Source organism: Nonomuraea marmarensis (assembly GCF_043197025.1).
Classification (GTDB): Bacteria; Actinomycetota; Actinomycetes; order Streptosporangiales; family Streptosporangiaceae; genus Nonomuraea; species Nonomuraea marmarensis.
Map to the genome: position 1 here is coordinate 27,042 of NZ_JBICRM010000049.1, position 24,369 is coordinate 51,410.

25 protein-coding genes and 1 pseudogene are annotated in these 24,369 nt (G+C 69.2%); 15 read left to right on the forward strand and 11 right to left on the reverse strand.

Annotation, left to right across the window (positions count from 1 at the left end; translation table 11 throughout):
- Position 1 precedes the first annotated feature (1 nt).
- From ACFLIM_RS45580 to ACFLIM_RS45590, 3 genes are read left to right on the forward strand one after another with little or no spacing between them, the layout of a single operon-like run.
- On the forward strand, positions 2–991 hold the full coding sequence (locus tag ACFLIM_RS45580) for an ABC transporter ATP-binding protein (RefSeq protein ID WP_393176263.1): 990 nt from the start codon (positions 2–4) through the stop codon (positions 989–991).
- Positions 975–2,012, forward strand: coding sequence for an ABC transporter ATP-binding protein (locus ACFLIM_RS45585; RefSeq protein WP_393176265.1), 1,038 nt, complete (start codon positions 975–977; stop codon positions 2,010–2,012). The genes ACFLIM_RS45580 and ACFLIM_RS45585 overlap by 17 nt, the downstream gene beginning before the upstream one ends.
- A 3-nt stretch (positions 2,013–2,015) precedes the next feature.
- Positions 2,016–3,233, forward strand: a complete 1,218-nt coding sequence (locus ACFLIM_RS45590) for a phospholipase D-like domain-containing protein (RefSeq protein WP_393176267.1) — start codon at positions 2,016–2,018, stop codon at positions 3,231–3,233.
- Between the two features lie 236 nt (positions 3,234–3,469).
- Here the strand turns inward: ACFLIM_RS45590 and ACFLIM_RS45595 are convergent, their stop codons facing one another.
- From ACFLIM_RS45595 to ACFLIM_RS45610, 4 genes and pseudogenes are all read right to left on the reverse strand, one after another.
- Complete coding sequence (locus ACFLIM_RS45595) at positions 3,470–4,768, reverse strand: metal-dependent hydrolase family protein (protein ID WP_393176269.1); 1,299 nt, start codon at positions 4,766–4,768, stop codon at positions 3,470–3,472.
- Between the two features lie 43 nt (positions 4,769–4,811).
- A complete protein-coding gene (locus ACFLIM_RS45600; protein ID WP_393176271.1) occupies positions 4,812–5,291 on the reverse strand; it encodes an alpha/beta fold hydrolase in 480 nt (159 codons plus the stop codon).
- Positions 5,254–5,592: pseudogene (locus ACFLIM_RS45605) on the reverse strand (alpha/beta fold hydrolase); the annotation flags it as partial. The gene ACFLIM_RS45600 and the pseudogene ACFLIM_RS45605, both read right to left, overlap by 38 nt.
- The gene (locus tag ACFLIM_RS45610) at positions 5,589–6,473 is read right to left on the reverse strand and encodes a fumarylacetoacetate hydrolase family protein (RefSeq protein WP_393176273.1); all 885 of its coding nucleotides are present in this window, start codon (positions 6,471–6,473) and stop codon (positions 5,589–5,591) included. The gene ACFLIM_RS45610 and the pseudogene ACFLIM_RS45605, both read right to left, overlap by 4 nt.
- Positions 6,474–6,616: 143 nt before the next feature.
- On the opposite strand from ACFLIM_RS45610, the gene ACFLIM_RS45615 reads away from it, so the two are divergent.
- Positions 6,617–7,279: a FadR/GntR family transcriptional regulator gene (locus ACFLIM_RS45615; protein ID WP_393176274.1), complete on the forward strand. Its 663-nt coding sequence runs from the start codon at positions 6,617–6,619 to the stop codon at positions 7,277–7,279.
- A 424-nt stretch (positions 7,280–7,703) separates the two neighbouring features.
- Positions 7,704–10,667 (forward strand): family 20 glycosylhydrolase, encoded by a 2,964-nt coding sequence (locus ACFLIM_RS45620; RefSeq protein ID WP_393176276.1) that lies wholly within the window; start codon positions 7,704–7,706, stop codon positions 10,665–10,667.
- Between the two features lie 238 nt (positions 10,668–10,905).
- Here the strand turns inward: ACFLIM_RS45620 and ACFLIM_RS45625 are convergent, their stop codons facing one another.
- From ACFLIM_RS45625 to ACFLIM_RS45635, 3 genes are all read right to left on the reverse strand, one after another.
- The gene (locus ACFLIM_RS45625) at positions 10,906–11,709 is read right to left on the reverse strand and encodes an SAM-dependent methyltransferase (protein ID WP_393176278.1); all 804 of its coding nucleotides are present in this window, start codon (positions 11,707–11,709) and stop codon (positions 10,906–10,908) included.
- Between the two features lie 312 nt (positions 11,710–12,021).
- On the reverse strand, positions 12,022–13,185 hold the full coding sequence (locus tag ACFLIM_RS45630; protein ID WP_393176280.1) for a DegT/DnrJ/EryC1/StrS family aminotransferase: 1,164 nt from the start codon (positions 13,183–13,185) through the stop codon (positions 12,022–12,024).
- Positions 13,186–13,463: 278 nt separating this feature from the next.
- On the reverse strand, positions 13,464–13,844 hold the full coding sequence (locus ACFLIM_RS45635; RefSeq protein WP_393176282.1) for a hypothetical protein: 381 nt from the start codon (positions 13,842–13,844) through the stop codon (positions 13,464–13,466).
- 50 nt (positions 13,845–13,894) lie between these two features.
- Between ACFLIM_RS45635 and ACFLIM_RS45640 the strand changes: the two genes are divergently transcribed.
- From ACFLIM_RS45640 to ACFLIM_RS45660, 5 genes are all read left to right on the forward strand, one after another.
- Positions 13,895–14,884, forward strand: coding sequence for a sigma-70 family RNA polymerase sigma factor (locus ACFLIM_RS45640; protein WP_393176284.1), 990 nt, complete (start codon positions 13,895–13,897; stop codon positions 14,882–14,884).
- 87 nt (positions 14,885–14,971) lie between these two features.
- Complete coding sequence (locus ACFLIM_RS45645) at positions 14,972–15,550, forward strand: GMC family oxidoreductase N-terminal domain-containing protein (RefSeq protein WP_393176304.1); 579 nt, start codon at positions 14,972–14,974, stop codon at positions 15,548–15,550.
- Entirely contained in the window at positions 15,514–15,774 is a 261-nt protein-coding gene (locus ACFLIM_RS45650) for a GMC oxidoreductase (RefSeq protein ID WP_393176306.1), read from the forward strand. The genes ACFLIM_RS45645 and ACFLIM_RS45650 overlap by 37 nt, the downstream gene beginning before the upstream one ends.
- A gap of 267 nt (positions 15,775–16,041) precedes the next feature.
- Positions 16,042–16,455: an SgcJ/EcaC family oxidoreductase gene (locus ACFLIM_RS45655; RefSeq protein WP_393176286.1), complete on the forward strand. Its 414-nt coding sequence runs from the start codon at positions 16,042–16,044 to the stop codon at positions 16,453–16,455.
- A 377-nt stretch (positions 16,456–16,832) separates the two neighbouring features.
- Positions 16,833–17,426 (forward strand): DsbA family protein, encoded by a 594-nt coding sequence (locus ACFLIM_RS45660; RefSeq protein ID WP_393176288.1) that lies wholly within the window; start codon positions 16,833–16,835, stop codon positions 17,424–17,426.
- 96 nt (positions 17,427–17,522) lie between these two features.
- Here the strand turns inward: ACFLIM_RS45660 and ACFLIM_RS45665 are convergent, their stop codons facing one another.
- Entirely contained in the window at positions 17,523–18,119 is a 597-nt protein-coding gene (locus ACFLIM_RS45665) for a cysteine hydrolase family protein (protein WP_393176290.1), read from the reverse strand.
- Positions 18,116–19,372 (reverse strand): MFS transporter, encoded by a 1,257-nt coding sequence (locus ACFLIM_RS45670; RefSeq protein ID WP_393176292.1) that lies wholly within the window; start codon positions 19,370–19,372, stop codon positions 18,116–18,118. The genes ACFLIM_RS45665 and ACFLIM_RS45670 overlap by 4 nt, the downstream gene beginning before the upstream one ends.
- 132 nt (positions 19,373–19,504) lie before the next feature.
- Here ACFLIM_RS45670 and ACFLIM_RS45675 point away from each other — a divergent pair, with 132 nt between their 5' ends.
- Entirely contained in the window at positions 19,505–20,440 is a 936-nt protein-coding gene (locus ACFLIM_RS45675) for a LysR family transcriptional regulator (protein ID WP_393176294.1), read from the forward strand.
- 156 nt (positions 20,441–20,596) lie between these two features.
- Here the strand turns inward: ACFLIM_RS45675 and ACFLIM_RS45680 are convergent, their stop codons facing one another.
- Both ACFLIM_RS45680 and ACFLIM_RS45685 read right to left on the reverse strand, forming a co-directional pair.
- The gene (locus ACFLIM_RS45680; protein WP_393176296.1) at positions 20,597–21,130 is read right to left on the reverse strand and encodes an urease accessory protein UreF; all 534 of its coding nucleotides are present in this window, start codon (positions 21,128–21,130) and stop codon (positions 20,597–20,599) included.
- A gap of 89 nt (positions 21,131–21,219) precedes the next feature.
- Positions 21,220–21,633, reverse strand: coding sequence for a hypothetical protein (locus tag ACFLIM_RS45685; protein ID WP_393176310.1), 414 nt, complete (start codon positions 21,631–21,633; stop codon positions 21,220–21,222).
- On the opposite strand from ACFLIM_RS45685, the gene ACFLIM_RS45690 reads away from it, so the two are divergent.
- From ACFLIM_RS45690 to ACFLIM_RS45705, 4 genes are all read left to right on the forward strand, one after another.
- Complete coding sequence (locus ACFLIM_RS45690; RefSeq protein ID WP_393176298.1) at positions 21,565–21,762, forward strand: integrase core domain-containing protein; 198 nt, start codon at positions 21,565–21,567, stop codon at positions 21,760–21,762. The two genes, ACFLIM_RS45685 and ACFLIM_RS45690, sit on opposite strands and share 69 nt — an antisense overlap.
- Positions 21,744–22,067: an SDR family oxidoreductase gene (locus tag ACFLIM_RS45695; protein WP_393176308.1), complete on the forward strand. Its 324-nt coding sequence runs from the start codon at positions 21,744–21,746 to the stop codon at positions 22,065–22,067. Before ACFLIM_RS45690 ends, ACFLIM_RS45695 begins: the two co-directional genes overlap by 19 nt.
- 223 nt (positions 22,068–22,290) lie before the next feature.
- On the forward strand, positions 22,291–23,190 hold the full coding sequence (locus ACFLIM_RS45700; protein ID WP_393176300.1) for a LysR family transcriptional regulator: 900 nt from the start codon (positions 22,291–22,293) through the stop codon (positions 23,188–23,190).
- Positions 23,191–23,360: 170 nt separating this feature from the next.
- A complete protein-coding gene (locus ACFLIM_RS45705; protein WP_393176302.1) occupies positions 23,361–24,299 on the forward strand; it encodes an FAD-dependent oxidoreductase in 939 nt (312 codons plus the stop codon).
- Positions 24,300–24,369 lie beyond the last annotated feature (70 nt).

The following is a 24,369-nucleotide window of genomic DNA, read 5'->3' on the forward strand; positions in this document are numbered from 1 at the left end:
GATGGTGAACCTGCTAGAGGTCGAGAACCTCGCCGTGGAGTTCGACACGCCAAAGGGGCCGCTGCGGGCCGTTCGCGGGGTGTCCTTCGAGGTCGGCGAGTGCGAGACGCTCGCGATCGTCGGCGAGTCCGGCAGTGGCAAGAGCGTGACAGCTCAGACGCTGATGGGACTGGTGCCGCTGTCAGCGCGGATCGCGGGAGGGCGCGTCGCGATCGAGGGCCGCGACGTGGTCGGCCTGCCGGACCGCGAGTGGCGCGAGCTGCGCGGCGAGCGGATCGCGATGATCTTTCAGGATCCGCTGAGCGCGCTGAACCCGTCGCTGACCGTGGGGTACCAGATCGCGGAGATGTTCCGCAGGCACCGCGGCACCGGCCGGGCGGAGGCCCGCCACCGGGCGGCGGAGCTGATGGCGCAGGTGGGCATCCCGGACGCCGCGCGGCGGCTGGACGACCATCCGCACCGCTTCTCCGGCGGCATGCGGCAGCGGGTGATGATCGCGATGGCGCTGGCGCTCGACCCGGTGCTGCTCATCGCCGACGAGCCCACCACGGCGCTGGACGTCACCGTCCAGGCGCAGATCCTGCGGCTGCTGCGGCAGCGCCAGCAGGCCGGACGGCTCGGCATGATCCTCATCAGCCACGACCTCGGCGTGGTCGCGCGGGCGGCCGACCGGGTGGCCGTCATGTACGCGGGCCGCATCGTGGAAACGGGCACCGTGGCCGAGGTGTACGAGCGTCCCGCGCACCCGTACACGCTGGGCCTGATGCGGGCGGTGCCCGACCCCCGCGACGTCGGCGCCGCGCTGGAGGCGATCGAGGGCCAGCCTCCCGACCTCGCCGCACCGCCCGCCGGCTGCGCCTTCCACCCGCGCTGCCCGTTCGCCAGGGAAGTCTGTCGGACGGACGACCCCGCGCCGCGCGAGCTCGGCCCCCGCCGGGCCAGCGCCTGCCACTTCGCCGAGGAGGTGATCGCGAATGCCCACCGAGGCTGAGCCCCTGCTGGAGCTGACCGATCTGGTGGCCGGCTATCGCCTGCGTGCCGGGATCGGCCGGCCCGGCGGCGAGGTGCGCGCGGTGGCCGGCGTGAGCCTGACCGTCCGCGAGGGCGAGACCGTAGGACTGGTCGGCGAGTCCGGATGCGGCAAGTCCACGATCGCGCGGACGATCGTCGGCCTGGTGCGCCCGTCCAGCGGCAAGGTCCTGTTCGAGGGCCGCGACCTGGCCGCCCTGCCCGCCAAGGAGCTGCGCAGGCTCCGCCGGGAGATCCAGCTCGTCTTTCAGGACCCGTACGCCGCCCTGAACCCGCGCATGACCGTCGCCGCCCTGATCAAGGAGGCGTGGCGGATCCATCAGGGTCTGGTGCCGCGCGAGCGGTGGGACGAGGAGGTGCGCGCCCTGCTGAGCCGCGTCGGCCTGCGCCCCGAGTACGCCGACCGCTACCCCCACCAGTTCTCGGGCGGGCAGCGGCAGCGCATCAGCATCGCGCGGGCCCTGGCCGTGCGGCCCCGGCTGATCGTCTGCGACGAGGCGGTGTCCGCGCTCGACGTCTCGGTACGCGCGCAGATCCTCAACCTGCTGCAGGAACTGCAGCGGGACCTGGGCGTCGCGTACCTGTTCATCTCGCATGACCTGGGCGTCGTCCGCCACCTGTGCGACCGGGTGGCGGTGATGTACCTGGGCAAGGTCGTCGAGACCGGCTCCAAGGAGCGCATCTACCGGAGCCCGGCCCACCCGTACACGCAGGCGCTGCTGTCGGCGGCGCCGAGCCTGGACGACTGGCGGGAGGGCGGGCGCGGCGAGATCGTCCTGACCGGGGACGTCCCCTCGCCGTTGAACCCGCCGACGGGCTGCCGTTTCCGGACGCGCTGCTGGAGGGCCGAGGACCGCTGCCGCGACGAGGAGCCGGCGCTGATCGATCGGAACACAGGTCACCCCGTCGCCTGCCATTTTCCCGGAGCGGTTCCAACCCCCACGACGACGGAGGCCGACAGCGGCCACCTCGTGAAGGAGTGATCCATGCCAGGTAAGTTCCTGTCCGCGCTGGCCACAGTGATGGCCACGATCATGGCCACGGTTCTGGCCACCGCGGGGCTCGCGGGCGGCGGCCCGGCCGCGGCCTTAGCGAGCACCTCGGCCGACGCCGCCGCCTGCGCGGATGCCCCGGCGACGCCGGTGACCACACGTGCGGTGTTCAACGATCCGGTGGCCGGTGACGGGGCCGCCCTCGTGCGCACGATCTGCGGCCTCGTCCGCCAGACCCCTTCCGGGGCCCGCATCCAGGTCGCCCACTTCGTCATGTCGGGCGCGGCGGGCACGGAGTTCGCCGACGAGCTGATCAAGGCCCACCACCGCGACGTGGACGTGCAGGTCGTCCTGGACGGCGACACGCGCGGCGCGGCCATCGCGGCGAAGCTGACGGCCGAGCTGGGCACGGACCCCGCGGCCGGCTCGTGGGTGCACGTGTGCACCGGCCCGCCCTCCGGCGGCACCGCCGCGTGCATCGGGAACAAGGGGCAGCACAACAAGTTCTACCTGTTCTCCCGCACCGGCGACGCCGGCGACGTGGTGGTGCAGTCGTCGGCCAACCTGACCGACCTCAACTCCTCCACGTACTGGAACAACGCGGTCGTCCTGCCCGGCAACAGCGCCCTGTACGCGGCCTACGCGAGCTACTTCGCCGACCTGGCGGCCGAGCGCAAGAACCTCGACTACTGGCGCGTCACCCGGACCAGCGGGCCGGACGGCTCCGTGAAGGCGCACTTCTTCCCCAAGGCGACCGGCGACCCCATCATCACCTACCTCGACAAGGTCTCCTGCACGGGCGGCACCACGATCCGCGTCGGCATGTCGGAGTGGGACACCTACCGCATCGCGATCCCGCAGAAGCTGCGCGACCTGGCCGCACGCGGCTGCACGGTACGGATCGTGTACGGGATCATGGACGACGAGGTCAAGCGGCTCCTGCTGGCCCAACCACGCGTCGACCTGCGCGTACTGGGCGACGGGAACGCGTTGCCCGGCCGCGTCCACTCCAAGTACCTGCTCGTCCAGGGCACCTACGGCGGCGTCCGCGACACCCGCTGGGTGTTCACCGGTAGCCACAACTACAACGAGACGTCGCTGCGCCGCAACGACGAGACGCTGCTGAGGCTCGACAACAGGGCTGTGTATGACCAGTACGTGGCGAACTTCGAGCGGATGCGCGCCATCGCCCCGCCTGCCACCCTGCCGTAACGGGCCGACCCCGGTGCCTTCGTGAGTACCGGGGCCTGCTCCGCTCATGCCACTTTCGCGTACTGAACCTCGTTTCCGCACGTTGGGGCAGGCCACAGCGCGTCATATCGCATCCGGGGGTTGCCAAACAGAACGTACGGCCCGGCATCCGTCCCCTGGACGACGGACGAAGGCACCCTCACCGCGACGATCCCACCGGGTGCGTTTGTAGGCCGGACCAGGGTGCTGGCTGCCGGTCAGGCCTGGGCAGGTGCGGACTGGTTGCGGTCGATGTTGCCGGGGTTGGGCGGCGTCGGCGCGGCGACGTCGGTGGCTTCCTTGTGGAACCGACCGTCCTTCATGATGTAGTTGATCTTGGTGCGGTCCTGCAGGATGGTGATGTCGGCGAGGGGGTTGCCGTCGATCAGGAGGAGATCGGCGAGGTAGCCGGGCTGGACCTTGCCGAGCTCGTCGGGGCGGAGCATGATCTCCCCGCCCCATGCGGTGGCGGCGATAATGGCCTCCATGGGGGTAAATCCGAGCAGTTCCACGAAATGCGCGAGGTCGCGGGCGTAGGTGCCATGCGGGGTCCAGGCGAAGCCGTAGTCGCCGCCGGGGAGCACCTTGATGCCGCGGCGATGCATCTCGCGCAGGCCCGCGATCGCCGTGTCGAGTTCCTTCTTGTAGCCGACGGCCTCGGCGGCCTCCTGTGGAAAGCCGAACGACTCGGCCTCGTAGAGGGTGGCGATGAGCCAATTGAGGCCGGGTGCGACGAACACCCAGTGTTTGTTGGCCTCCAGCAGGTCCATGCCCTCGGCGTCGGTGAAGCTCGCGTGGTAGATGATGTCGACGCCATGGCGTACACACATCTTCACGCTCTCGGCGCTGCGGGCGTGGGCGCAAACGCGCTTGCCCCGCCGGTGCGCCTCGGTGACCGCGGCCGCCACCTCCTCGTCGGAGAAATAGGTGTCCTCCGCGCGCTGGGTGCCGGTGATCTCCTCACCGGTCATGGACAGCTTGATCTGGTCGACGCCGAACTCGATCAGCTCGCGCACGGCCTTGCGCATCCCCTCGGGGCCGTCGGCGAACTTGGTGATCGATTTGATCAGGGCGCCACCGGTGACCGCGATCTCCGGGCCGTTGGCAAGGTAGCGGGGTCCGGGCACCCGGCCCGCGTTGATGGCATCGCGGCACACCACGTCGAGACGGTCCTTCGCGGACGCGGCGCCGAGGCACATCGTGTAGCCGGAGTCGATGTAGGTGCGCGCCGACTCCAGGCAGAACAGCAGGTGCTCCTCGACGGGCATGGTGCCGAGCCCGTCGAGGTCGGCGCTGTTGTTCCACGAGAAGTGGGTGTGCGCGTCGCACAGGCCGGACATGAGGGTCCGACCTCGGCCCTCGATCACCCGCGCGTCCCGCGCCTGCGCGGGGTCGACGGCGCCGACCGCGACGATCCGGTCGTTCTCCACCAGGACGTCACCGGGGTAGGGGTCGGCACCGGTGGAGTCGAGGATGCTGACGTCGCGGAAGAGGATGGCGGTGGGGAGTGCGGGCATGGCGACTGCTCCTGCGTCGAAGTGGTCGGGGAGGTCGGCGGGATTACAGGAACTTGAGCAGGTGGTCGGTGGTCGGGCCAGCGGCTTCGACGGCGGTCCAATGCCCGACGCCGGGCAGGATCTCCACGACCGCGTCGCCATGGGCGGCGGCGAGTGCGTGGCTGACCTCGGGCGAGCCGACCTTGTCGTCGGCACCAGTGACCAGCAGCAGCGGCAGGCGGGCGGCGATCGAGCCCGGGTCCGTCGCCGCTGCGAGAGCCTCGCAGTTACGGGCGTAGCCTTCGGGGTCTTGGCGCATCACCAGTTCCCGCACGAACGCGGCGACCTCCGGCTTGTTCCGCCGGGTGGCCTCCGACAGCGCGTTCGCCACGACGCCTGGCGCCACGACCGCGGTGCCCTCGGCCCGCAAGGTCGCCGCGCGGGTCCGCTGCGCCTGCCGAACCGCCTCGGTGGGGACGGCGACCGCGCCGAGCAGCGCGAGCGCGGAGACGCGGCCGGGATGACGCGCCGCGAGCGCACGCACGCACCACGAGCGTGCCCATGGAGTGACCGACGACCGCCGCCGACCCGACGCCGAGGGTGTCGAGCACGGCGGCGAGGTCGTCGGCGTGCGCCTCGACGCTGATCCCGTCAACGACCGGCGAGCGGCCCGCACCGGCGGAGTCGACCCGGATCACCCGGTACCGCTCGGCCAGCGCGTCGGCCTGCACCTGGTAGAAGTTCGACGTGCCGCCCAGGCCGTGCACCAGCAGCACGGCGGGGCCCTGTCCATCGACCTCGACAGCCAGTTCGTGTCCGTTGACGTGCACGAGTGCTCCCTTCACGCGATGCGGTTGGACAGCCGGCCCAGGCCGCTGATCGACACTTCGACAAGGTCGCCACTGGCCAGGAAGCCAGGCGGATCGAACCCGATGCCGACACCGGCGGGCGTTCCCGTGGCGATCAAGTCTCCGGGCAGCAGCGTGATCCCGGCGGACAGGGTCGCGATCAGCTCGGGGATGTCGAAGATCAGGTCTTTGACCGGGGCGAACTGGCGACGCTCGCCGTTGACGGTCGTCTCGACCTCCAGCACGGTCACATCGCCGATCTCGTCGGCGCTCACCGCGTAGGGGCCCATCGGGCAGTGCGTGTCCAGCGACTTGCCGAGCAGCCATTGCTTGTGGTCACGCTGGAGGTCGCGAGCGGTGACGTCGTTGACGATCGTGTAGCCCCACACGTGTTCGTAGGCCCGCTCGCGGGTGATGCCCCGGCCCCCGCGACCGATGATCACGCACAGCTCGCCCTCGTAGTCCAGCTCCGCGGTGACGCCGTGGTGCGGGTCGACCGCGGCGGTGGGCCCGGTGACCGCCGTTGTGGCCTTGGTGAAGAAGATCGGTTTCTCAGGCAGATCCTCGGACTTCGTCGGGGTGTCGTAGCCGCTACGGCCGAACTCGGCGGCGTGGTCGCGGTAGTTCTTCCCGACGCAGAACACGTTCCGGCGCGGTACGGGGATCGGCGCGCATAGCTCAACCGAGTCCAGCGCCACCGAGGGCAGTGCCGGGACGTGGTCGCGCAGCACCGGGCCGAGCCTTTCCCAGTCCGCTATTACGTCGAATAGTCCCGCGCCCGCCGGCAGCAGTTCGCCGATGTCCCGGACAACTCCTGCTTCGGGATCGGCCACGCCGACCCGATGTGCCGTCCCGGTGGAGAACGTCACCAGCTTCATCGCCACACCAATCTGAACCAATTGCGACCAATATGCATATGGCCGACAGTACGCCGGAAGGGCAACTCTGTCGACATGCGGCCGAAACAATATCGTCTCGCTCATAATTGGTCTCGATTGGTCTCGTCAGATATTCTGTTCGCATGACGACGGTCGAGCAATCACTGCGTGAACTGGTGACCCGCGGCACAGAGGACGGCACCCTCAGGCCCGGCTCGAAACTGCCGACCGAACGCGAGCTCGTCCAGCGGCTCGCCGCGCCACGCAGCGCGGTACGTCGCGCACTCGAGACGCTGGAGAACGAGAACATGCTGATCCGACACGTCGGCAGGGGCACGTTCCTCACCGAGGCCGCCATGCACCAGATCAAGGCCGCGCCGGACGACACGAGCCCAGCGGAGATCATGCAGGTGCGTCAGCTGCTCGAACCCCAAGTGGCGACGCTTGCCGCACGGGTCGCCACCCAAGCCGACCTCGACCGGATCGGCGAGTGCCTCGCGCGCGGCGGCGCGGCGGACGACTTCGACGCCTTCGAGCGCTGGGACGCCACCCTGCACCGAGCGATCGCGGCGGCCGCGCACAACGGGCTGCTGATGAACATGTTCGACGTCATGAACACCGCCCGCGCGCTCCCCGTATGGGGCAGCCTCAAACGCCGCACGTCCACACCTGAGCTACGGCGCTGCTACCACGACGAGCACACCGCGATCGTCGAGGCGCTCCACGACCGCGACCCCCTCGGCGCCGGCGAGAACATGCGCCAGCACCTGCAACACGTCTCCGACAGCCTGCTCGGCAGACATTGACGGCCGCCCTCCCCCCAGCGATATGCCGGCGGCCCTACCACCGCGGCTGCTCCGCGTCACCGGCATCCCGGTATAGACCTGTTGCCGGGCCCACGCTCCCGTCGTTGCAAATCCGATACTCGGCGGTATAGACCGAACCGTGCTGTCTGTTTAAGCTGACCCAAGATCCTTATAAAAAGGATATATCCGCCGTCCTGGCCACCAACCGGTACAGACCAGTCACCCCCCAAGGACAAGGAGGCGGTAATCGAGTCGAGCGAGACGATCGCCGGGACGGTCGCCCTCCAGGCCGCGTGACACCGCCCAGCACCGATCTGACACCTGCACGGACGCTCCTATGCCGAGCGGGTGGACCGGACATGTCAACCAATGCCCGAATGTGACCTGTGCTGGAGGTATGCGGCACCCTCGTGTAAGGAGTGACGTGAAGTTCTCGTTCTTATCGCCGAAACGCGAGCGAAGGTATGGCGGAGGCCATCGGTCTCGCCCCCGCGCGGTCTCCGCTCTGATTATCGGTGCGCTTCTGGCCACATCTCTCGTCCCGCTGATAGTGGGACAGGCATTCGCCGACACGCCCACGACGTCCGCCGATCCCTCATCTTCCGAGAGCGTCAATCTCGCCCTCCTGCCGGGTGCGGTCGCCTCCGCCAAGTCTCAACGTATGACCTCGCCCGCAGCGACGTACGCGCCCGCCAACGCCATCGACGTCTTCGTCCACAACGGTTGGACCTCGAACTATGCCTCGGTCGGGAATGGCTATGACCCGACTCAGGACTGGTTCCAGGTCAAGCTGGCCAAGCCCGCCCCGGTCTACGAGGTGTTCAGCCTCTGGACGTCGCCGGCCAAGCCGACGGAGTACGACCTCCAGGTCGCCACGGACGCCGACTGTCAGACGTGGTCGGCGGTCGCCCACGTGGTGAATCCGAGCGACAAGGATTCCCAGGTGATCGACCGCAAGGACCCGATCTCCTGCGTCCGGATGCAGGCCCTGGCCACGAATTCCCAGACCGGATACACGATCAACGAGTTCGAGGTATGGTCCGGCCCCAAGCCGGCGCCAGTCGTGGGCCAGATCATTCCCGTGCCGGTGCAGCAGACGCCCGGCACCGGTCAGCCGTGGGAGCTCACGGCTAAGTCCCGGATCGTGGTCTCCGGCAGTGGCCTCGCTGCCACGGCTGAGGTTCTTGCGGGCTACCTGCGGCCGGCTACCGGGTACCAACTCCCTGTGGTGACAGGTTCTGCCACCGCCGCCGATATCGCCCTCACCCTCGCGCCGGTGCCCGGCCTTCCACAGGGCAACGAGGTCGCCGCGGCCGAAGGCTACTCCCTCACGGTGTCGAGTGCGGGCGTAAAGGTCGTGGCCCCGAACGCGCACGGCCTGTTCAACGGCTTTCAGACCCTTCGGCAGTTGTTGCCGGCGGCGAGCTACTCGCCCACTATTGGCATCGGGCCATGGACGGCACAGCCCACAACGGTCGTGGACTACCCGCGATATGCGCATCGAGGTCTCCAACTCGACCCTGCCCGTAACTTCCTGACGGTGGCCGAAACAAGGTCCATGATCGACCAACTGGCAGCGTTGAAGGGCGGCCGACTGCACCTGCACCTGAGCGACTCCCAGTCCTGGCGTCTTGAGATCAAGGGCTACCCGGCACTAAACGGCACCGGGTGCAACGGAGCGGGCTGCCTCGCGGGTTTCTACACGCAAGAGGACTTCAAGGGCTTGGTCAAGTACGCGGCCGATCGGTTCATCGAGATCGTCCCCGAACTGGAGGGCCCGGCCCATGCCACGGCGGCAGTCACAGCCCTGGGCGGCCGCGCGGTCATGGGGTGCCAAGGCCAGACCCAGACCGACCGGTTCTGCACCAATCCGAATGACCCGGCCAGTGCGCGGGCCCTCGCGTTCTGGAGAGACACGATCGCGCAGCTTGCCGCGATCTCTCCCGCATCCATCATCCACATCGGCGGGGACGAGGCCATCGGGATGCCCCACGAAGACTACAAGTGGTGGATCCGGCAGATGGAGATCATCGTCAACGACAACGGCAAGCGGTTGATGGGCTGGAACCCAGCGCTGGAAGGATACGCACCGAATTCCACCTCCATCAACCACTACTGGTCCGACTACACCGGCGGTGGGCCCCCTCTCATCAAGCCTGAGTGGTTCAACCAAGGCCGCGACGTCATCGTGACCCCGGAATACAACGCCTATCTCGACTTCGGGTATGACGGGTCCCCCGGCAGAACGCCGCGGACGGAACTTCTCCAGTCCTACTCGTGGGACCCGGAATGGGTGTACGAAAAGTACCGGTCGGTCTGGGCTCAACCCGCCTACGGCGGGCCGAAGGCGGAGGACATCATCGGTATCGAGGCGCCCATCTGGGGCGAGCAGATGCGTGGGCTGGCCACGAACGAGTACATGGTCTTCCCGCGGCTGGCCGGAATCCTCGAAAAGGCCTGGTCCCCCAAAGCGCTCACCCAGGACTACGACGCGTATCGGCAGCGGCTCAGCGTGGCGGGACCCCGGTGGGCGTTCGCGAACGTGAACTTCGGCACCATATCCCAGGTCACCTGGAGCACGGCGGCGATGGGAACGGTCGCCCGTTTCGGCGTGGACAAGACCCTGAGCAATGCGCCCCTGGCGCGTATGACCGCCGGCTCGATTCCGCCCGGTCAATTCGCGGCCGTGATCGATTGGGGCGACGGATCCCCGACGGAGCCCGCCAGCATCGCGGGACGCGATTACGTGGCGAGCCAACGGCAGGGTAGAAGCCTGATGTCAGTCAGCGGGAGCCACTCCTATCCGGCGGACCAGGTGTACCACGGAACCGTCACCTACAGTTATCAGGACCAGACCTGGGGCGTGCCGTTCACCGCGACCGGCGTCCCGTCCTGCACGAAGACGATTACCGGGACGCACCAAGGCCCATTGACCGTCTCCTCGGGTGTCACGTGCCTCGATGACGCGACGATCACCGGATCCGTGACCGTGCGTACAGGTGCCGGGCTTTACGCGTCCGGGTCCGAAGTGCGCGGCCCGCTGACGGCGTCCGGGGCCGTCAACGTTCTGCTGTGCGGTACCACAGTGTCCGGGCCGGCCAGCCTGACCAGCGGGACGCGGGTCTGGCTCGGCAACCGCAACGGGAACTGCGCGCCGGCGACGATCAAGGGCCCGGTGAGCGTCACCGGCACGACGGGGCAGGTGACGATCGACGGCACGACCGTGGGTGGCCCGCTCGTCCTGCAGAACAACACGGGGGCGACGATTGTCGCTGGTAACCACATTGGCGGGCCACTGTCGTGCGCGGGGAACTCCCCTGCGCCGACCAACGCCGGGCAGCCAAATACCACGTCCGGTCCGAAGTCGGGGCAGTGCGCCGGGCTGTAGACGGACGAACTGACCGGCCGAGGCGTTAAGCCCGGTAGGTGAATGCTGGTTACGGCGGCCCTCTCGTATTCGTGCGATGGGGAGGGCCGCTGTGACCGGTCAGGTACGGGGCAGCCGTTCATACGGGGTAGCCGCAGGCCCGACATGCCGCCGTCGACGGCGAGTGACATCCCACGCGGAGCGCGCGGGACGGACGCCGCCCGGCCGCATCGGCGACGGCCGCGCGGCGGCCCGCAGATCAGGGCTTGCGGCCGATCCCCGCGTAGAAGAAGGCGTCCGCGTCCGTTATCCCGGATTCGCCGTCGGGACGCCAGCGGTGTGTGGCGGTCAGGCCGGGCTCGATCAGTTCCGTGCCCTCGAAGAAGCGCTCGATCTCCGCCCTGGTGCGGATCTGCGCCGGGGTGCCGCTCTGCCGGTAGACCGCCACGGCGTCGTGGGCGGCGGGGTTGAAGTCGGGCGTGGCGTGCGAGAGCACGAGGAAGCTGCCGGACGCGAGCCGCTCGACCATGGCCCTCACGATCTCCTGCGGCTTGTCCTCGTCCGGGAGGAAGTGCGTCACCGCGAGGAGGGACAGGGCGACGGGCTCGTCCAGGTCGACGGTCTCGCGGAGGCGGGGGTCTTCGAGAACGGAGTCGTGACGCAGGTCGGCGTGCACGTAGGCGGTGCTGCCCTGCGGGCTGCCGAGCGTCAGCGCGTCGGTGTACTCCAGCACAGTCGGGTCGTTGTCCGCGTAGACGACGCGGGCGTCGGGTGCCACCTCCTGGGCCACCTGATGCAGGTTGGGCTCGGTGGGGATCCCCGTGCCGATGTCGACGAACTGGCGTATGCCGTACTCGGAGGCCAGGGTTCGCGTGGCGCGGTGCATGAAGTCGCGGTTGGCCCGAGCGCCGGTGACGATGAAGGGGAAGACCTTCTTCACCTTCTCGGCGGCCTCCTGGTCGACGGGGTACCAGTTCTTGCCGCCGAGGTAGTAGTCGTACATGCGGGCGGAGTGCGCCCGGCTGGTGTCGATCTGCGGGGGCTGCTGGCCGGAACCGTTCACGCGTGGCTTCCGTTCTCTTCCGCCGTGCCTGAGGTGGCTGACAGGGTCCCGAGTCCGGATGTCCGGCGTACGACCAGGGTGTCGCACGGTCTTGCACAGATCAAGACAGGCAGGTGCGACTCGATTTGGCGCCACGCAGACGCCGGTCGCTCTAGGGCACCTTTGGTGTCATGATTCGGAGGGTCCTCCCGAGTGTGACGTTGTGTGACTGCCAGGCGTTCAGATACGACAGCGGAGTGCGGCGATGTGGCTCAGGTGACCAGGAGTGATGGAACCGGGGTCAGAGTGTTCCGATGGGCCCCGCCGGCGTGACTACGCCGGCTTGCCTGACAGCACCTTCGCCAGGGCCTCGGCGATGTCGCCCGCGGCCGCCGGATCCATGAGCATCGACTGGCGCACCCACACCACGGTTCTGGCCGCCTCCTCCGCGGCCGGGCACGGCTCGGCACGGGCCCCTTCGGCGGTGAGCGCGTTCATGGCGCCGAGCGGCGGGTATCCGGCGTCGAGCGGCACGCCCTCCGCAGCCATGGCGGCGAGCAGGAACTCGCGGTCCACGCCGGGATCCACACGGAGCATGAGGAGGTGGCGGGAGTCCCGTGTAGTGCCTTCCGGCTGGGGCAGCACGCTCACCCCGGGGACGATGGCCAGTTCGCGCTCCAAGGCGGCGCAGCAGGCGTTCCTGCGGTCGATCTCCTCGTCGAGGCGGTCCAGCCAGGGCAGCAGCAGGGCGGCCTGGATCTCGGTGAGCCGTAGGTTCCAGCCCACAGACGGGTGACCGTACCACTGGCCGCCGAGCTTGCGCCCGAGGTTGCAGGTCGACCAGACGCGCTCGTGCACGCTCTCGTCGCGGCAGACGATCAGGCCGCCCTCACCCGCGGTCATCGCCTTGCTCGCCTGGAAGCTGTAGACGCCCGCGTCGCCCAGGCCGCCGACCGGGCGGTCCTTGTACGTGGCGCCGTGCGCCTGCGCGGCGTCCTCGACGACCGCGAGGCTGTGGCTGGAGGCCAGGTCGTTCAGCGGATCCATGGCGGCCGGGCTGCCCGCCAGGTGCACCGGCATGATCGCCACCGTCCTGCCGGTGAGCGCGGCCCGTACGGCGTCAGGGGACAGGTGCAGGTCGGCGGGGTCCACGTCGGCGATCACGGGCGTCGCGCCGGCCAGCAGCACGGCGGTGGCCGAGGCCACGAACGTGTACGCCGGCACGATCACCTCGTCTCCCCTGCCGACGCCCAGGCCGCGCAGGGCGGCGAACAGGCCGAGGGTGGCGTTGCCGACGGCGACGCCGTAGCGGACGCCCGAGCGGCGGGCGAACGCGTCGGTCAGGTCCGCCACGACGGAACCGCCCTGTGTGGCGCCCCAGAGGCCGCTCTCCAGGACCTTGGTGACGAGCTCGCGCTGCGCCGGGTCGAGGGGTGGAGGCCGGATGGGCCACGGGGTGGTGCGGACGGGGGTGCCGCCGTGGATGGCGAGCGTCACTCGAGTGGTCCCTTCGCGAGCGAGCCGTCGGGATCTGCCGGCGGGGCTGTGGCGGGCGCGGCCTCAAGGGGTACGGCCTCGGCGGCGGTGGCCCGGGTGGAGGCGGTCCCGGTGAATGCGAGCCCGGTCGATGCGACCCCGGCCGGTGCGGTGCCGGTGGCTGGGAGTGCGGGTGCCGATTAATCATCCGGCCTGGTCAAGCCGCATGGCGGTATTCGTTCAAGATTCCGCCGAGTCGCTCATGCCGACGGATATCGAGCGGCGTGCTCCACGCCGGGTCAGTGCTGGAATCGGAAAGCGGTAGAAGCGGAGCTGCCTGCCGAAGGAAGCGGTGTGGCCTGTGGTCGTTGTAGAAGGTCTCGAACTCGCGCAGCGCGTGCAGAAGGTGCTGCTGGTTCCAGATCAAAGGTCCGGTCCAGCAGCTCGCGCCGGCAGGTTTGGATCCAGCGTTCCATAATGGAGTTCATGCGCGGCATCCGGACGCCGCTCTTGATGATGCGGATTCCGGCATCGGCCAGCACGGCGTCGAAGGCAGCGCTGAACTTGCCGTCCCGGTCACGGACGAGGAACTTGGCGGTGCTGCCGACGTCCTGCAGGTATGCCGTGGCCAGGCCGTTGATGACCGAGTGGTGATCTATCCGCCCATGGCGGATTGTCACTGGAGTCGGCAGGTACGGTGGTTGTGACGGCAGTGGAGAAGGGGCGTGGCGTGTTGACGGGGGAAGAAGGCTTCGATCGTCGGATCGAACCGTTCCGGACGGAGCTGCTGGCGTACTGCTACCGGATGCTCGGCTCGGCTCACGACGCAGAGGACTTGGTCCAGGACACGTACCTGAGGGCGTGGCGGGCGCGGGAGCAGTACGACGATACTCGCAGCTCACTGCGCACCTGGCTCTACCGGATCGCGACGAACGCCTGCCTGACCGCCCTGGAGGTTCACGGCCGCCGACCGCTGCCGTCGGGGCTGGTGGCCGCGTCGGATCCGCTCGGGCCGCTCGTCCAGGGAGAGCACGCCGCCTGGCTCCAGCCCTTGCCGGACTCGTTGCTGGACGCGGGCGATCCGGCTGGGGCCGTGATCGACCGCAGCAGCCTGCGCTTGGCGTTCGCCGCCGCCCTGCAGCACCTGTCGGCGCGTCAGCGCGGTGCGCTGATCCTGCGTGACGTGCTCAGCTTCTCCGGGTCCGAGACGGCGGAAATCCTCGGCACCACCGTCGTGTCGGTGAACAGTTCCCTGCAGCGGGCGCGTACCCGCGTGAAGGAGGTCGGGGTCCGGCAGGAACGGGTCAGCGAGCCGTCCGCGGCCGAGCAGCGCGCCTGGGTCGAACGCTACATGAAGGCGTTCGAGCTCGCCGACGTCGAGGGCCTCAAGCGGCTGCTCACCGAGGACGTGGTCATGGAGATGCCGCCGATGCTCAACTGGTTCTCCGGCCGCAGCAACTACGGCCTGTTCATGGAATGGGTCTTCGGTGCGGCCGGGAAGGACTGGCTTCTCAAGGAGGTCGCGGCCAACGGCGGCCAGCCCGGATTCGCCGCCTATCAGCGCGTCGGCGACGGGTACGACCTGCACACGCTCCAGATCTTCACCGTCACCGACGAGGGCATCAGCCGGAACTCGGTGTTCCAGGACTCCAACGTCTACGCGACTTTCGGCCTGGCGGCCAGGCTCGACGACCAGGGACTTGCCATCGCCGAGGCCTAGCCGGGCGAGGGTGGGGACGGCTCGTCGAACGTGGCCGTGTTGCTTGGACTATGTGTTGGTTCGGGCTGATGGGGACGGGAGATCGGGCTGGCGTGGGACAGGGCTGGCCTCGACGTCTTCGCCGACAGCCACGTGGAGCGGATAGTGATCCGCGACGGCCGGGCGGTCGGCGTCGTCGTGGACGGCGAGGAGCTGCGTGCCGAGCGGGTGATCCTCGCCGCCGGGGCCCTCGGGACCCCCGCCATCCTGTGGCGGCCGGATCGGCCCGGCTGCCGAGCTGCGCCGGCTGGGCATCGAGGTCCGCGTGGACCTGCCCGGGGTCGGCGCGGGACTGGCCAACCAGCCGCGCATCGGCGTGTTCCTGGCCCCCAAGCCGGCTGGGAGAACGAGGGCGCGTCGACCGGACAGATCGTGCTGCGCACGACCTCCTCGGGCGCCCATCGCCGGGAGAACGACATGTACTACGCGATGGCCAACCGCTTCGACCTGGCGCACCACTTTCCGGAGCTGCGCAAGGATGCCGACGGCAGCATCGTGTTCGGGGTCATGGCGGTGGCCCGGCGCGCGCACTCGCGCGCGGGAGCGTCACCCTGCAGACGGCGGACCCGTCCGTACCGCCCCGCATCGACCTGGGATACCTGTCCGACGAGCCGGACTACCCGCTGATGGCCGAGGCGGTGCGCAGCTGCTGGGAGCTGGCGACCACCCCGGCGATCCTCGAGCACGGCACGCGTGTGGTGATGGTGAACGAACAGACCCTGGCCTCCGAGGAGGGGATGCGGGCCTATATCGACTCCGCCATAGACACCGCCTTCAACCCGATCGGCACGGCGCGGATGGGCGCCGCGGACGACGAGGCCGCCGTGGTGGACCAGTACTGCGGCATCTAGGGGACGGAGGGACTCTACGTCGCCGACGCCTCGGTGGTGCGACCATGGTGTGCGCGAACCCCTTGCTGAGCGTGCTGATGGTCGCGGCGATGGTGTCGTTGCAGCTGCGCGGGCGATGACCGGGGCCTCGTCACGTCGCCCGCCCTGTGCGCCGAGCACGCCTCAACATCTCTTGACGCGGGCGCGATGAGTTCCGACCCCGCCGCCGGTATGTATTAGCGAGTTCGCCGGAATACTCCGGGCGAGCCGATCACAAGGGAGAATCTGATGTCGAACAGTCGTGCGGAAGACGCGGCTGCAATCCAGGCCGTACTGGTTGACTCCTACAAGGCGTGGGAGGCCGGCGACGCCGACGGCATGGTCGCCAACTACACCGCGGACGCGACCGCCATCATGACCGGCTCGCTCCGCGACAGCCGTGACGTGATCCGTCAGAACATGGCCCTGGGCTTCGAGGGGCCGCTCAAGGGCAGCTCGACCTACAACAAGCAGCTCAGCATCCGCTTCGTCGGCAGGGACGGCGCGATCGTCGTCAGCGAATCCGCCATCCTGTTCGCCGGCGAGACCGAGGTTCCGGACGACCTGCGTAAGGTGAACGCGACCTGGGTTTTCGAGAAGCGGGACGGCCAGTGGCTGATCGCCGCCTATCACAACAGCCCGGTGCTGGCGCCTGAGCAGTGAGCCGCGGTTGCGCGGCGCGAAGTGAGCCCCGGGACGTTCGATAACCGAGCCGGTCGTTGAGCGTTTCGATCACCGATTCCACCCGCTGGCGCAGCCACATCGGTCGCGGTGAGCGAGACCGGCGTTAGGTTCCCGGGTGAGACCGAGGCCCCCGCCGAGCGCATGGTGTACGCGACCTGAACCTGGGTGCTGGAGAAGCGTGAGCTGTTCTTATCCAAAATCCGGGACGTATGCCGTGGCCAGGCCGTTGATGACCGCGTGGTGATCTATCCGCCCATAGCGGATGTCACTGTTTCGGTACGGCATGTCGCGTAGCGTGGGGCGGCCACCAGCCTCATCTTCGTCGTGGGAATGCTTCGAAGAGAAGGGTGGTGGCCGTGCGGTCCACTCTGGCATGTGCCCACGCCGACGGCGCGGGGGCCGGGCGGTTGACCCTCTACAGCATCCAGGCGCCTGCCCGGATCGCCCGGATCCGATCGCTGGGCGCCGCGGAAGGCTTGGAGCTGAACCTGCATCTGGCCCGGCCGGTGAGCACCTTAGACGCGCACCGGCTGGGCAAACTGGCCGCCGACCGCGGCCAGGCCGAGGAGAGGATGGAGTCGCTGCTGCACGCCTACACCGAAGGGCTCAACGTGGCCGACCCGCAGGTCCTGCAGCGCCTGGGCGACGAGGCCGGCCTGGAGTCCGATAAGTTGCGCGCCGTCCTGGCCGGTGACGACTACCCGACATCCCACCATGCTCTAGCGTCCACGGGAGAGCACGATCCGCATGGTCGGGGCTGGACGCTGCATCAGCTGCGCCACTCTGCCCTCACCCACCTGGCCGCCGCCGGCCGCTCCGCCGCCGAACTTCAGGCCAAGAACCGCCACCGCCACCTGGCCGCCCTTGGTCAGTACGTCCGCCTTGGCGACGATGTCGCCGCCCGCATCACCGCCGAAAACGATCCGCTCGCCCGTCGCCGTGCGCGCTGAATCACAGCAGGTCAGCGCGCACGGCCCCGCTTCTTTGGGGCTGGGGACATCCTCGGGAGTCGCGGGCCGTGCCACGCCGGGCGGGCACGGCCGGCGTCAGTCAGCCCGCAGGAGGGTGTGCAACTCGGCGGTTTCGAGGACGTGGGCCCGTGCAGGAAAGACGTGATGGAGCAGGACGTCGTGCGCTTCGGGGTCAGGGTCGGCGACGCCGTCGGCCAGGACGTAGAGCTGGTAGTCGCGGTCGGCCGCGTCGAGGACGGTGGACAGGACGACGCCGCTGGTACTGATGCCCGCGATGATCAGAGTGGTGATGCCGTGTTCGCGCAGCCGCTGATCGAGGTCGGTGGTGGATAGGCCTCCGTAACGGATCTTACGCACGATGATGTCTCCGTCCTGGGGAGCGAGACGTTCGTGGATAGCGGTGTCAAGGTCTGCGTGGTGCATGAGACGGTGCTGGGCGATCGGTGCGAAAGACCTGTTGGTGGGCGGGATCGCAGCCCAGTCGGCCTCGGTGAAGCCGACCCGGACATAGGCGACGGTGCCGCCCCTGGCGCGAACGTCGGCGATTACCTCTTCCATGCGTCCCAGCAGGGCTTCACTGTCACTTTCGGGTAGCAGCGCGAGGATCGCGGGCTGATAGTCCATGACGAGCAGGGCGGTGTGTGCGGGGTCGAGCGCGGGGGCGGTGCTCATGCGAGTGTTTGCCTTTCCGGTGGCGCCTGGTCGGCGTTCTTGAGTGGGGGCGTGCGGTCGTGTCGAGGCAGGAGGAGCGACGTCGCCAGGAGGAGGAGACCGGCGATCGCGATCGCGGTGCGGGGACTGGTGAGGCCGGCCAGCAGGCCCCACACGCCGGTCATGGCCGCGATGGTGGCTTTACTGGTGATCGACCAGGCAGACAGCGTGCGGACGACCCGGTCCGACGGGAGCTGTTCGAGCCGGTAGGTAGCGAATACCGGGTTGAACACGCCCATGCAGGTGATCAGCCCGAGTTCGACGGCGATGACGAGGAAGAGCCCGGTGGGGCCGGGGCTGATGAAGGCCAATCCGAGTGGCCAGCACGCGCGCAGCGTCCCGGCGGTGAGCATGACCTTGTGCTGTCCGAACCGTGCGAGGAGCGGGCGGGCCAGTCGCGAGCCGATGAGGCCGCCGATGCAGGGGACGCCGAAGGCGAGGCCGTATTGCCAGGGTGCGAACCCGAGGTCGACGAGCATGAGGACGGCGAGCAACGGCGAGGCTGCCATGATCAGGCCGCTGACCAGGACAGTGTTGAAGAACAACGGGCGCAGCGCCGGGCTGGCGAGGATGTACCGCCATCCCTCCAGCAGGTCGCCGGCTCCGGGCCGGGGCGGTGTGGCGGTTCGCGCAGGACGTGGCTCCCGCCCGCCGATGGCGCGGATCCCCGCGGCCGAGAGGAGGAAGCTGACCGCGTTGGCCGCCACGCTCGTCACCGGGCCCACCAGCCCGATGGCGGCGGTACCGAGCGGCGGCCCGAGCGCGGTGGCGGTCCAGGTCGTGGCCTCGAACCGCCCGTTCGCAACGAGCAGGTCCTCGGACCGGACGAGCGCCTTCAGACATGCTCCGCTTGCAGCGGTGAAGGCGATGTCGGCCGCGCCGACAACGACCGCCACAACCAGGAGCTGAGCGAAGCTCAGCCAGCCGAGCACGTAGGCGGCGGGAACGCTCATCAGCGCCGCGAACCGGATCAGGTCCATCGCGATCATCACCGGCCGTTTGCGCCGGAACTCCACCCACGGCCCGAGCGGCACCGCGACCACCGCCCCGACCGCGAGCCCCGCGGCGGCCAGAACCGACACCTCGGCAGGCCCTGCGTCCAGAGCGAGAATCGCGATCAGGGCGAACGCGTCGAACGCGAGCCGCGTGCCGAACGTGCTGACCGCATATGCGGCCCAGAACCACCTGAACTGCCGCCCCAGCGACCTTGCCAACGCGCACCCCGCCATCTCTTGGAAACAACCACCCGTTGATTCGAGAGATCAAAACGCGCAGCTAGCAGGCTCGTCAAACAACCGGCTGACCGAAAGTACACAACTGTGAGTTGTGCACTAAGGTCAGTTGGTGTGGATCTCGATGCTGTGCGCACGTTCGTCGCCGTCGTAGACACCGGCCAGTTCCAGCACGCCGCCGCAGATCTGTCGATCACCCAGCAGGCCGTCTCCAAGCGCATCGCCGGGCTGGAGAAGGACCTCGCCGTGCGGCTGTTCACCCGCACTGCGCGCGGGGCCCGGCTCACCATCGACGGGCAGGCGTTCCTGCCCCACGCGCGCGAACTGCTGCGCGTCGCCGAGCGCGCGGTCGCGTCCGTGCTCCCCGGCAGCCGTCCGCTGCGCGTCGACGTGATCGCCTCACGCAGCGCGGCCTCGGGCCTGATGCGCGGCTTCCACCGCGCGCACCCCGAGATCGAGCTCGACGTGGTGATGCTGTTCGATGTCGAGACGGCCGTCGCCGCCATCCGGTCCGGTGCGATCGACGCGTCCTTCCGCGCCGTCGCCGTGCCCGGCCGTCCCCTTCCCGAGGACATCGAGTCCGTCCGGGTGCTCGACGAGCCGCTCCAGCTCCTCACCGGGCCCGCCCACGCGCTGGCGGGCGCCCGGACGGTGACCGTCGCTCAGCTCGCCGGGCACCGGATCTGGATGCCCGGCATCGTCCCCGGTACCGAGTGGGCCGCCTACTACGACGATCTCGTCGCCGAGTTCGGCCTCACCATCGAGGCGACGGGCCCCAACTTCGGCTCCGACGCGCTCCTCGACACCATCGCCGACACCCCGGCCCTAGCCACTTTCATGAGCGAGCAGACCCGCCTGGTCTGGCCCGCCGACCACGGCCTGCGCCGCATCCCGGTGACCGACCCGACGCCCGTCTACCCGCACTCGCTCCTGTGGCACCGCGACAACCCCCACCCAGGGCTGGCCACCCTCCGCGCCCACCTCGCCGCCACAGCGACCAGCCACGACGCCGCCGGGACCTGGGCGCCGGGCTGGGTGATTCCGCACTGAACGCCGCCGCGTCTGCGACCTCGTGGCCGGATCGACCGACGGTGGCTCGGGGCAGGCATGGCCATCGACACACTCCGGCCTTCCCCCTCCGCACACCTCATACGCCTTGACGGTGATCAAAGCCGCACGTTGCTGACCCAGCTCTACCCGGCCTACCTACCGGACCGTGCGGCGGCTGTTGCGATGAAAGCCACCCACCTGGCCGCCTTGGGGCGTCACGAAGAGGCTCTCAGCAGGCGGACGGTGGCGGTGGCCGGGCCGGGCCGCTCTCATAGGCCGCCGCGTACGCCGCGTCCAGCGGAGCCAGGCCTGCGGCGCGGGCGGCCAGGCCGAGCACGACGCTCTGGTGAGCACCGCGAGGGCGTCGAGGTCGGCCGAGGGCCATCCGGCCCGGGCGGCTCGCAGCAGTTGCCGGCCGAGCCTGCGCGCGACGTGGCGCAGGGCGGGGACGGGGGTGCGGGCGTCGGCGGCCTCATCGAGCAGGAGCGGGGCGTAGCCGGCGGCGGCCGCGGCGGCCAAGCCCGCCGCGACCAGACCGCTGGTGTGCAGCCGGCCGCGGCAGAACTCTTGCAGGCCGGCCACGTCACGCACCCGCCCGGCGGTGACGGCCGCCTCGGCGCCGCCGGAATGGGCGTGCCCTCCGGCGGGGAAACGGCCGTCGGCCAGGACGAGCAGGGCGGCGTGATTCATCGTGCGCGGTCTACCTTTCATCTCCCCGTGCGGGTCGTGTGCCCCGCGAAGCGGTGCGGGACCGTGTGGGACGGTGTGGTGTGGGAGGGTCAGAACAGGAAGTACCGCTGGGCCATCGGCAGGATGGTGGCGTACTCCGTCCTGTCGACAAGCCGATTGTTGATCGTCACCTCCAGGGTCCTGGCATTGACCTCGATGGCCGGGCAGTCGTTGTTCTCCCGCATGTCGGCCTTGAAGACCTTGCGGGTGTCGCCGATGGCCGCGAACGGCTTGCTCACCTCGAACCGGCCGGCCAGGCCGGCGTTGATGGCGGCTTGGGTGGCGAAGTTGACGGAATTGGCGGCAGGGGCACTGCCGGTCGCGCCCCACGCGGGCCGGGGCAGGATTATGCCGAGCGTTGGGTGGGCACCGTCCGCCGCGAATGCTCCGACCGGATGCTGATCGTAAGTGAACGTCACCTGCGGACGGTCCTGGCTGAGTATCTCCAGCACTATAACTGTCACCGCCCGCATCGGGCTCTGCAGCAACGCCCGCCCGAACCCCGCTGCACCGCGACCGACCTCGCCCGTGCGCGACTCACCCGACGCAAGATCCTCGGCGGACTGATCAACGAATACTCCCAGGTCGCCTAACTGAACGCGGATTCTCGGACCCCACACGGTCGAGCAAGGCGGCGCTGAACCTGCTCACCAAAGCATGGGCCGCCGAGTTCGGGCCACGCGGGGTGCGGGTCAATGCGGTGGAACCCGGCCCTACCCGTACCGAGAGCACCGCCGGCATGAGCGACGACCTCGACGCCCTTGCGGCGCAGGCCCCGATCGGCCGCCCGGCCGCACCGGAGGAGATCGCCCAGGCGATGGCCTACTTGGCGAGTGACGCGGCGAGTTACGTCCAGGGCGCGGTGCTGCCCGTAGACGGCGGCCGTACGGCCGTCTGACATACAGAGCCCGCCGGGCCGTGCCATCGGCGACCTGCGGGCGTCGGCGTGGTCGTTGCCGGGAGTGTTCGAGCTGCTGCCGCCACTCGCGTTGGGGGTCATCAGGCATGCCTCCCATGAAGGTGGTCTTTGATCGGGGTAGACGATCTACAGAAGACCGGCATAAGCCATACCTATGGCCGGTTGGTGGCACCTGCGCTACCAGGCGTGATTCGATCGATATGTGGAATTGCGGGAGATGCGGGCGTTCGTCGCGGTCGCCGAAGAGGGCAGTTTGTCCGCGGCCGCGCGTCGCCTGCACCTGAGCCAGCCGGCGCTGTCCCAGACGATCAGCACCCTGGAGCGGGAACTGGGGGTGGAGTTGCTCATGCGCAGTTCCACCGGTGTGAAGATCACCGAGGCCGGCCTTACGCTCCTCACCGAGGCCCGCGCCGTTCTGGCGCGGCACGATCAGGCGCTGGCGGCCGTCGCTCGGCACACCGCGACCGGCGGGGGCGTCCTGCGGATCGGCATCCCGCTCGAGCTGCCGCTCGACCTGCTCACCCGGCCGCTCGCCGATCTGGCCGAGGCTTATCCGGACACCCGGGTGCAGCCCTATCACCTGTCCACGGCCGCGCAGGTGGCCGCGCTGCGCGCTGACGAGCTCGATGTCGGCTTGCTGCGCGAGCATCCCGTCGGCCCGGACCTGGATGCCGTCCAGGTCGCCGAGGAACGACTCGGGGTGCTGGTCTCCACCGACCACGCCGCGAAGATCGTCGGTCCCGGCGGCATCCACCTGGACGCGCTCGCGGGGTTGGACTGGGTGGGATTTCCACGCTCGGGCAGCCCTGCCTGGTACGACGAACTCACCGCCATTCTGCGCAGCCACGGCCTGGACCTGGGACCGCCCGCCCCGGAGGGGCAGGAACTGATCGCCCCGGTGAAATTCGCCGCCGTCAGTACGGGCCATGCGTTCGCCTTGGCGCCCCCCGACTGGCCACATCCCATCCCCGACGGCATCACCTGGTCCCCGCTGGTCGGTCATCCTCTCGTCCGGCGTACCTGGGCCGCTTGGAAGGCCGAGTCCCATCGCCGCGACCTGGGCCACCTCATCGTCGCTCTCGGCCAGTCCACGCCGACGTAACCGGGAGGCGGCGCCTGCTCGGCTGACCGCCTCTCGTTCACATTGCGCGCTTCCGTGTGCCCGATATTCCAAAGGCGATCTAGCGCCTTATTACTCCAATTATTTCTAGTCAGATGTCAGTGCCGATGAGATCGGAGGCCTTCGTGGCGGACGAGAATAACGTTTTCGATGTGATCGTCATCGGTGCAGGGCCCGTCGGGGAGACGGCGGCCGCACGTGTCGTACGGGGCGGTTTGACGGTGGCCGTCGTCGAGGAGCGCCTGGTGGGCGGCGAGTGCAATTACTACGGCTGCATCCCGAGCAAGGCGCTGCTGTGGCCGATGGAACTCGCGGCCGAGGTCGGCCGGATGCCGGGTCTCGAACTGCGTGGCCCGATCGACGCCGCCGCGGTGCTGGCCCGCCGCGACGAGTTCGTGTCCCACTTCGACGACAGCGGCTACGTGAGCTGGCTGCATGATCTCCCCGCGACGTTCATCCGGGGCCGCGGCGGCCTGGCCGGGCCGTTGCGTGTCGAGGTGCGGATGCCTGACGGCGGAACGCGGCCGCTGCGGGCCCGGCACGCCGTCGTCCTGGCCACCGGCAGCGCCCCCGTCATCCCCGGCGTACCCGGGTTGCGGGAGGCGCGCCCCTGGACGAACCAGGAGGCGACCAGTGTTCAGCAGGTGCCCAAGCGGCTCGTCGTGATCGGCGGCGGGCCCGTCGCGTGCGAGATGGCCCAGGCCTTGCATGCCCTCGGCGCGCAGGAGACCGCCGTGCTCGTACGCGGAGATCGCCTGCTCACCCGGACGGAGCCGATCGCCGGGGAACTGGTGGCCAAATCATTCGCCGCATCCGGCATGGAGGTATGCCTCGGACGCTCGGCTGTTCGTGTCGAACGGCCGATCCCGGGCGGCCCGGTGACCGTCCATACCGACGACGGCTCCCGGATCGACGCGGACGAGATCCTCGTCGCCACCGGCCGCAGGCTGGCCGTGGACGGCATCGGCCTGGAGACGGTCGGCCTCGCGGCCGACGGGCCGATCACGGTGGACGCGAGCATGCGGGCGACCGGTACTGACTCGAAGATCGGTCGGTCACTGGGCAGGCGGCAGCGAACCTCGACCTGGTGATCATGGTCGGGCTTATGGGGTGCGATATGAGTCAGGTGCTCTGGTTCGGTTCCACGGTGACCTTGTGTCC

Coding starts and splice junctions, on each gene's coding strand:
- ACFLIM_RS45580 (WP_393176263.1), top strand. CDS start 2: ATGGTGAACCTGCTAGAGGTCGAGAACCTCGCCGTGGAGTTCGACACG.
- ACFLIM_RS45585 (WP_393176265.1), top strand. CDS start 975: ATGCCCACCGAGGCTGAGCCCCTGCTGGAGCTGACCGATCTGGTGGCC.
- ACFLIM_RS45590 (WP_393176267.1), top strand. CDS start 2,016: ATGCCAGGTAAGTTCCTGTCCGCGCTGGCCACAGTGATGGCCACGATC.
- ACFLIM_RS45595 (WP_393176269.1), bottom strand. CDS start 4,768: ATGCCCGCACTCCCCACCGCCATCCTCTTCCGCGACGTCAGCATCCTC.
- ACFLIM_RS45610 (WP_393176273.1), bottom strand. CDS start 6,473: ATGAAGCTGGTGACGTTCTCCACCGGGACGGCACATCGGGTCGGCGTG.
- ACFLIM_RS45615 (WP_393176274.1), top strand. CDS start 6,617: ATGACGACGGTCGAGCAATCACTGCGTGAACTGGTGACCCGCGGCACA.
- ACFLIM_RS45655 (WP_393176286.1), top strand. CDS start 16,042: ATGTCGAACAGTCGTGCGGAAGACGCGGCTGCAATCCAGGCCGTACTG.
- ACFLIM_RS45665 (WP_393176290.1), bottom strand. CDS start 18,119: ATGAGCACCGCCCCCGCGCTCGACCCCGCACACACCGCCCTGCTCGTC.
- ACFLIM_RS45680 (WP_393176296.1), bottom strand. CDS start 21,130: ATGAATCACGCCGCCCTGCTCGTCCTGGCCGACGGCCGTTTCCCCGCC.
- ACFLIM_RS45690 (WP_393176298.1), top strand. CDS start 21,565: ATGCTGATCGTAAGTGAACGTCACCTGCGGACGGTCCTGGCTGAGTAT.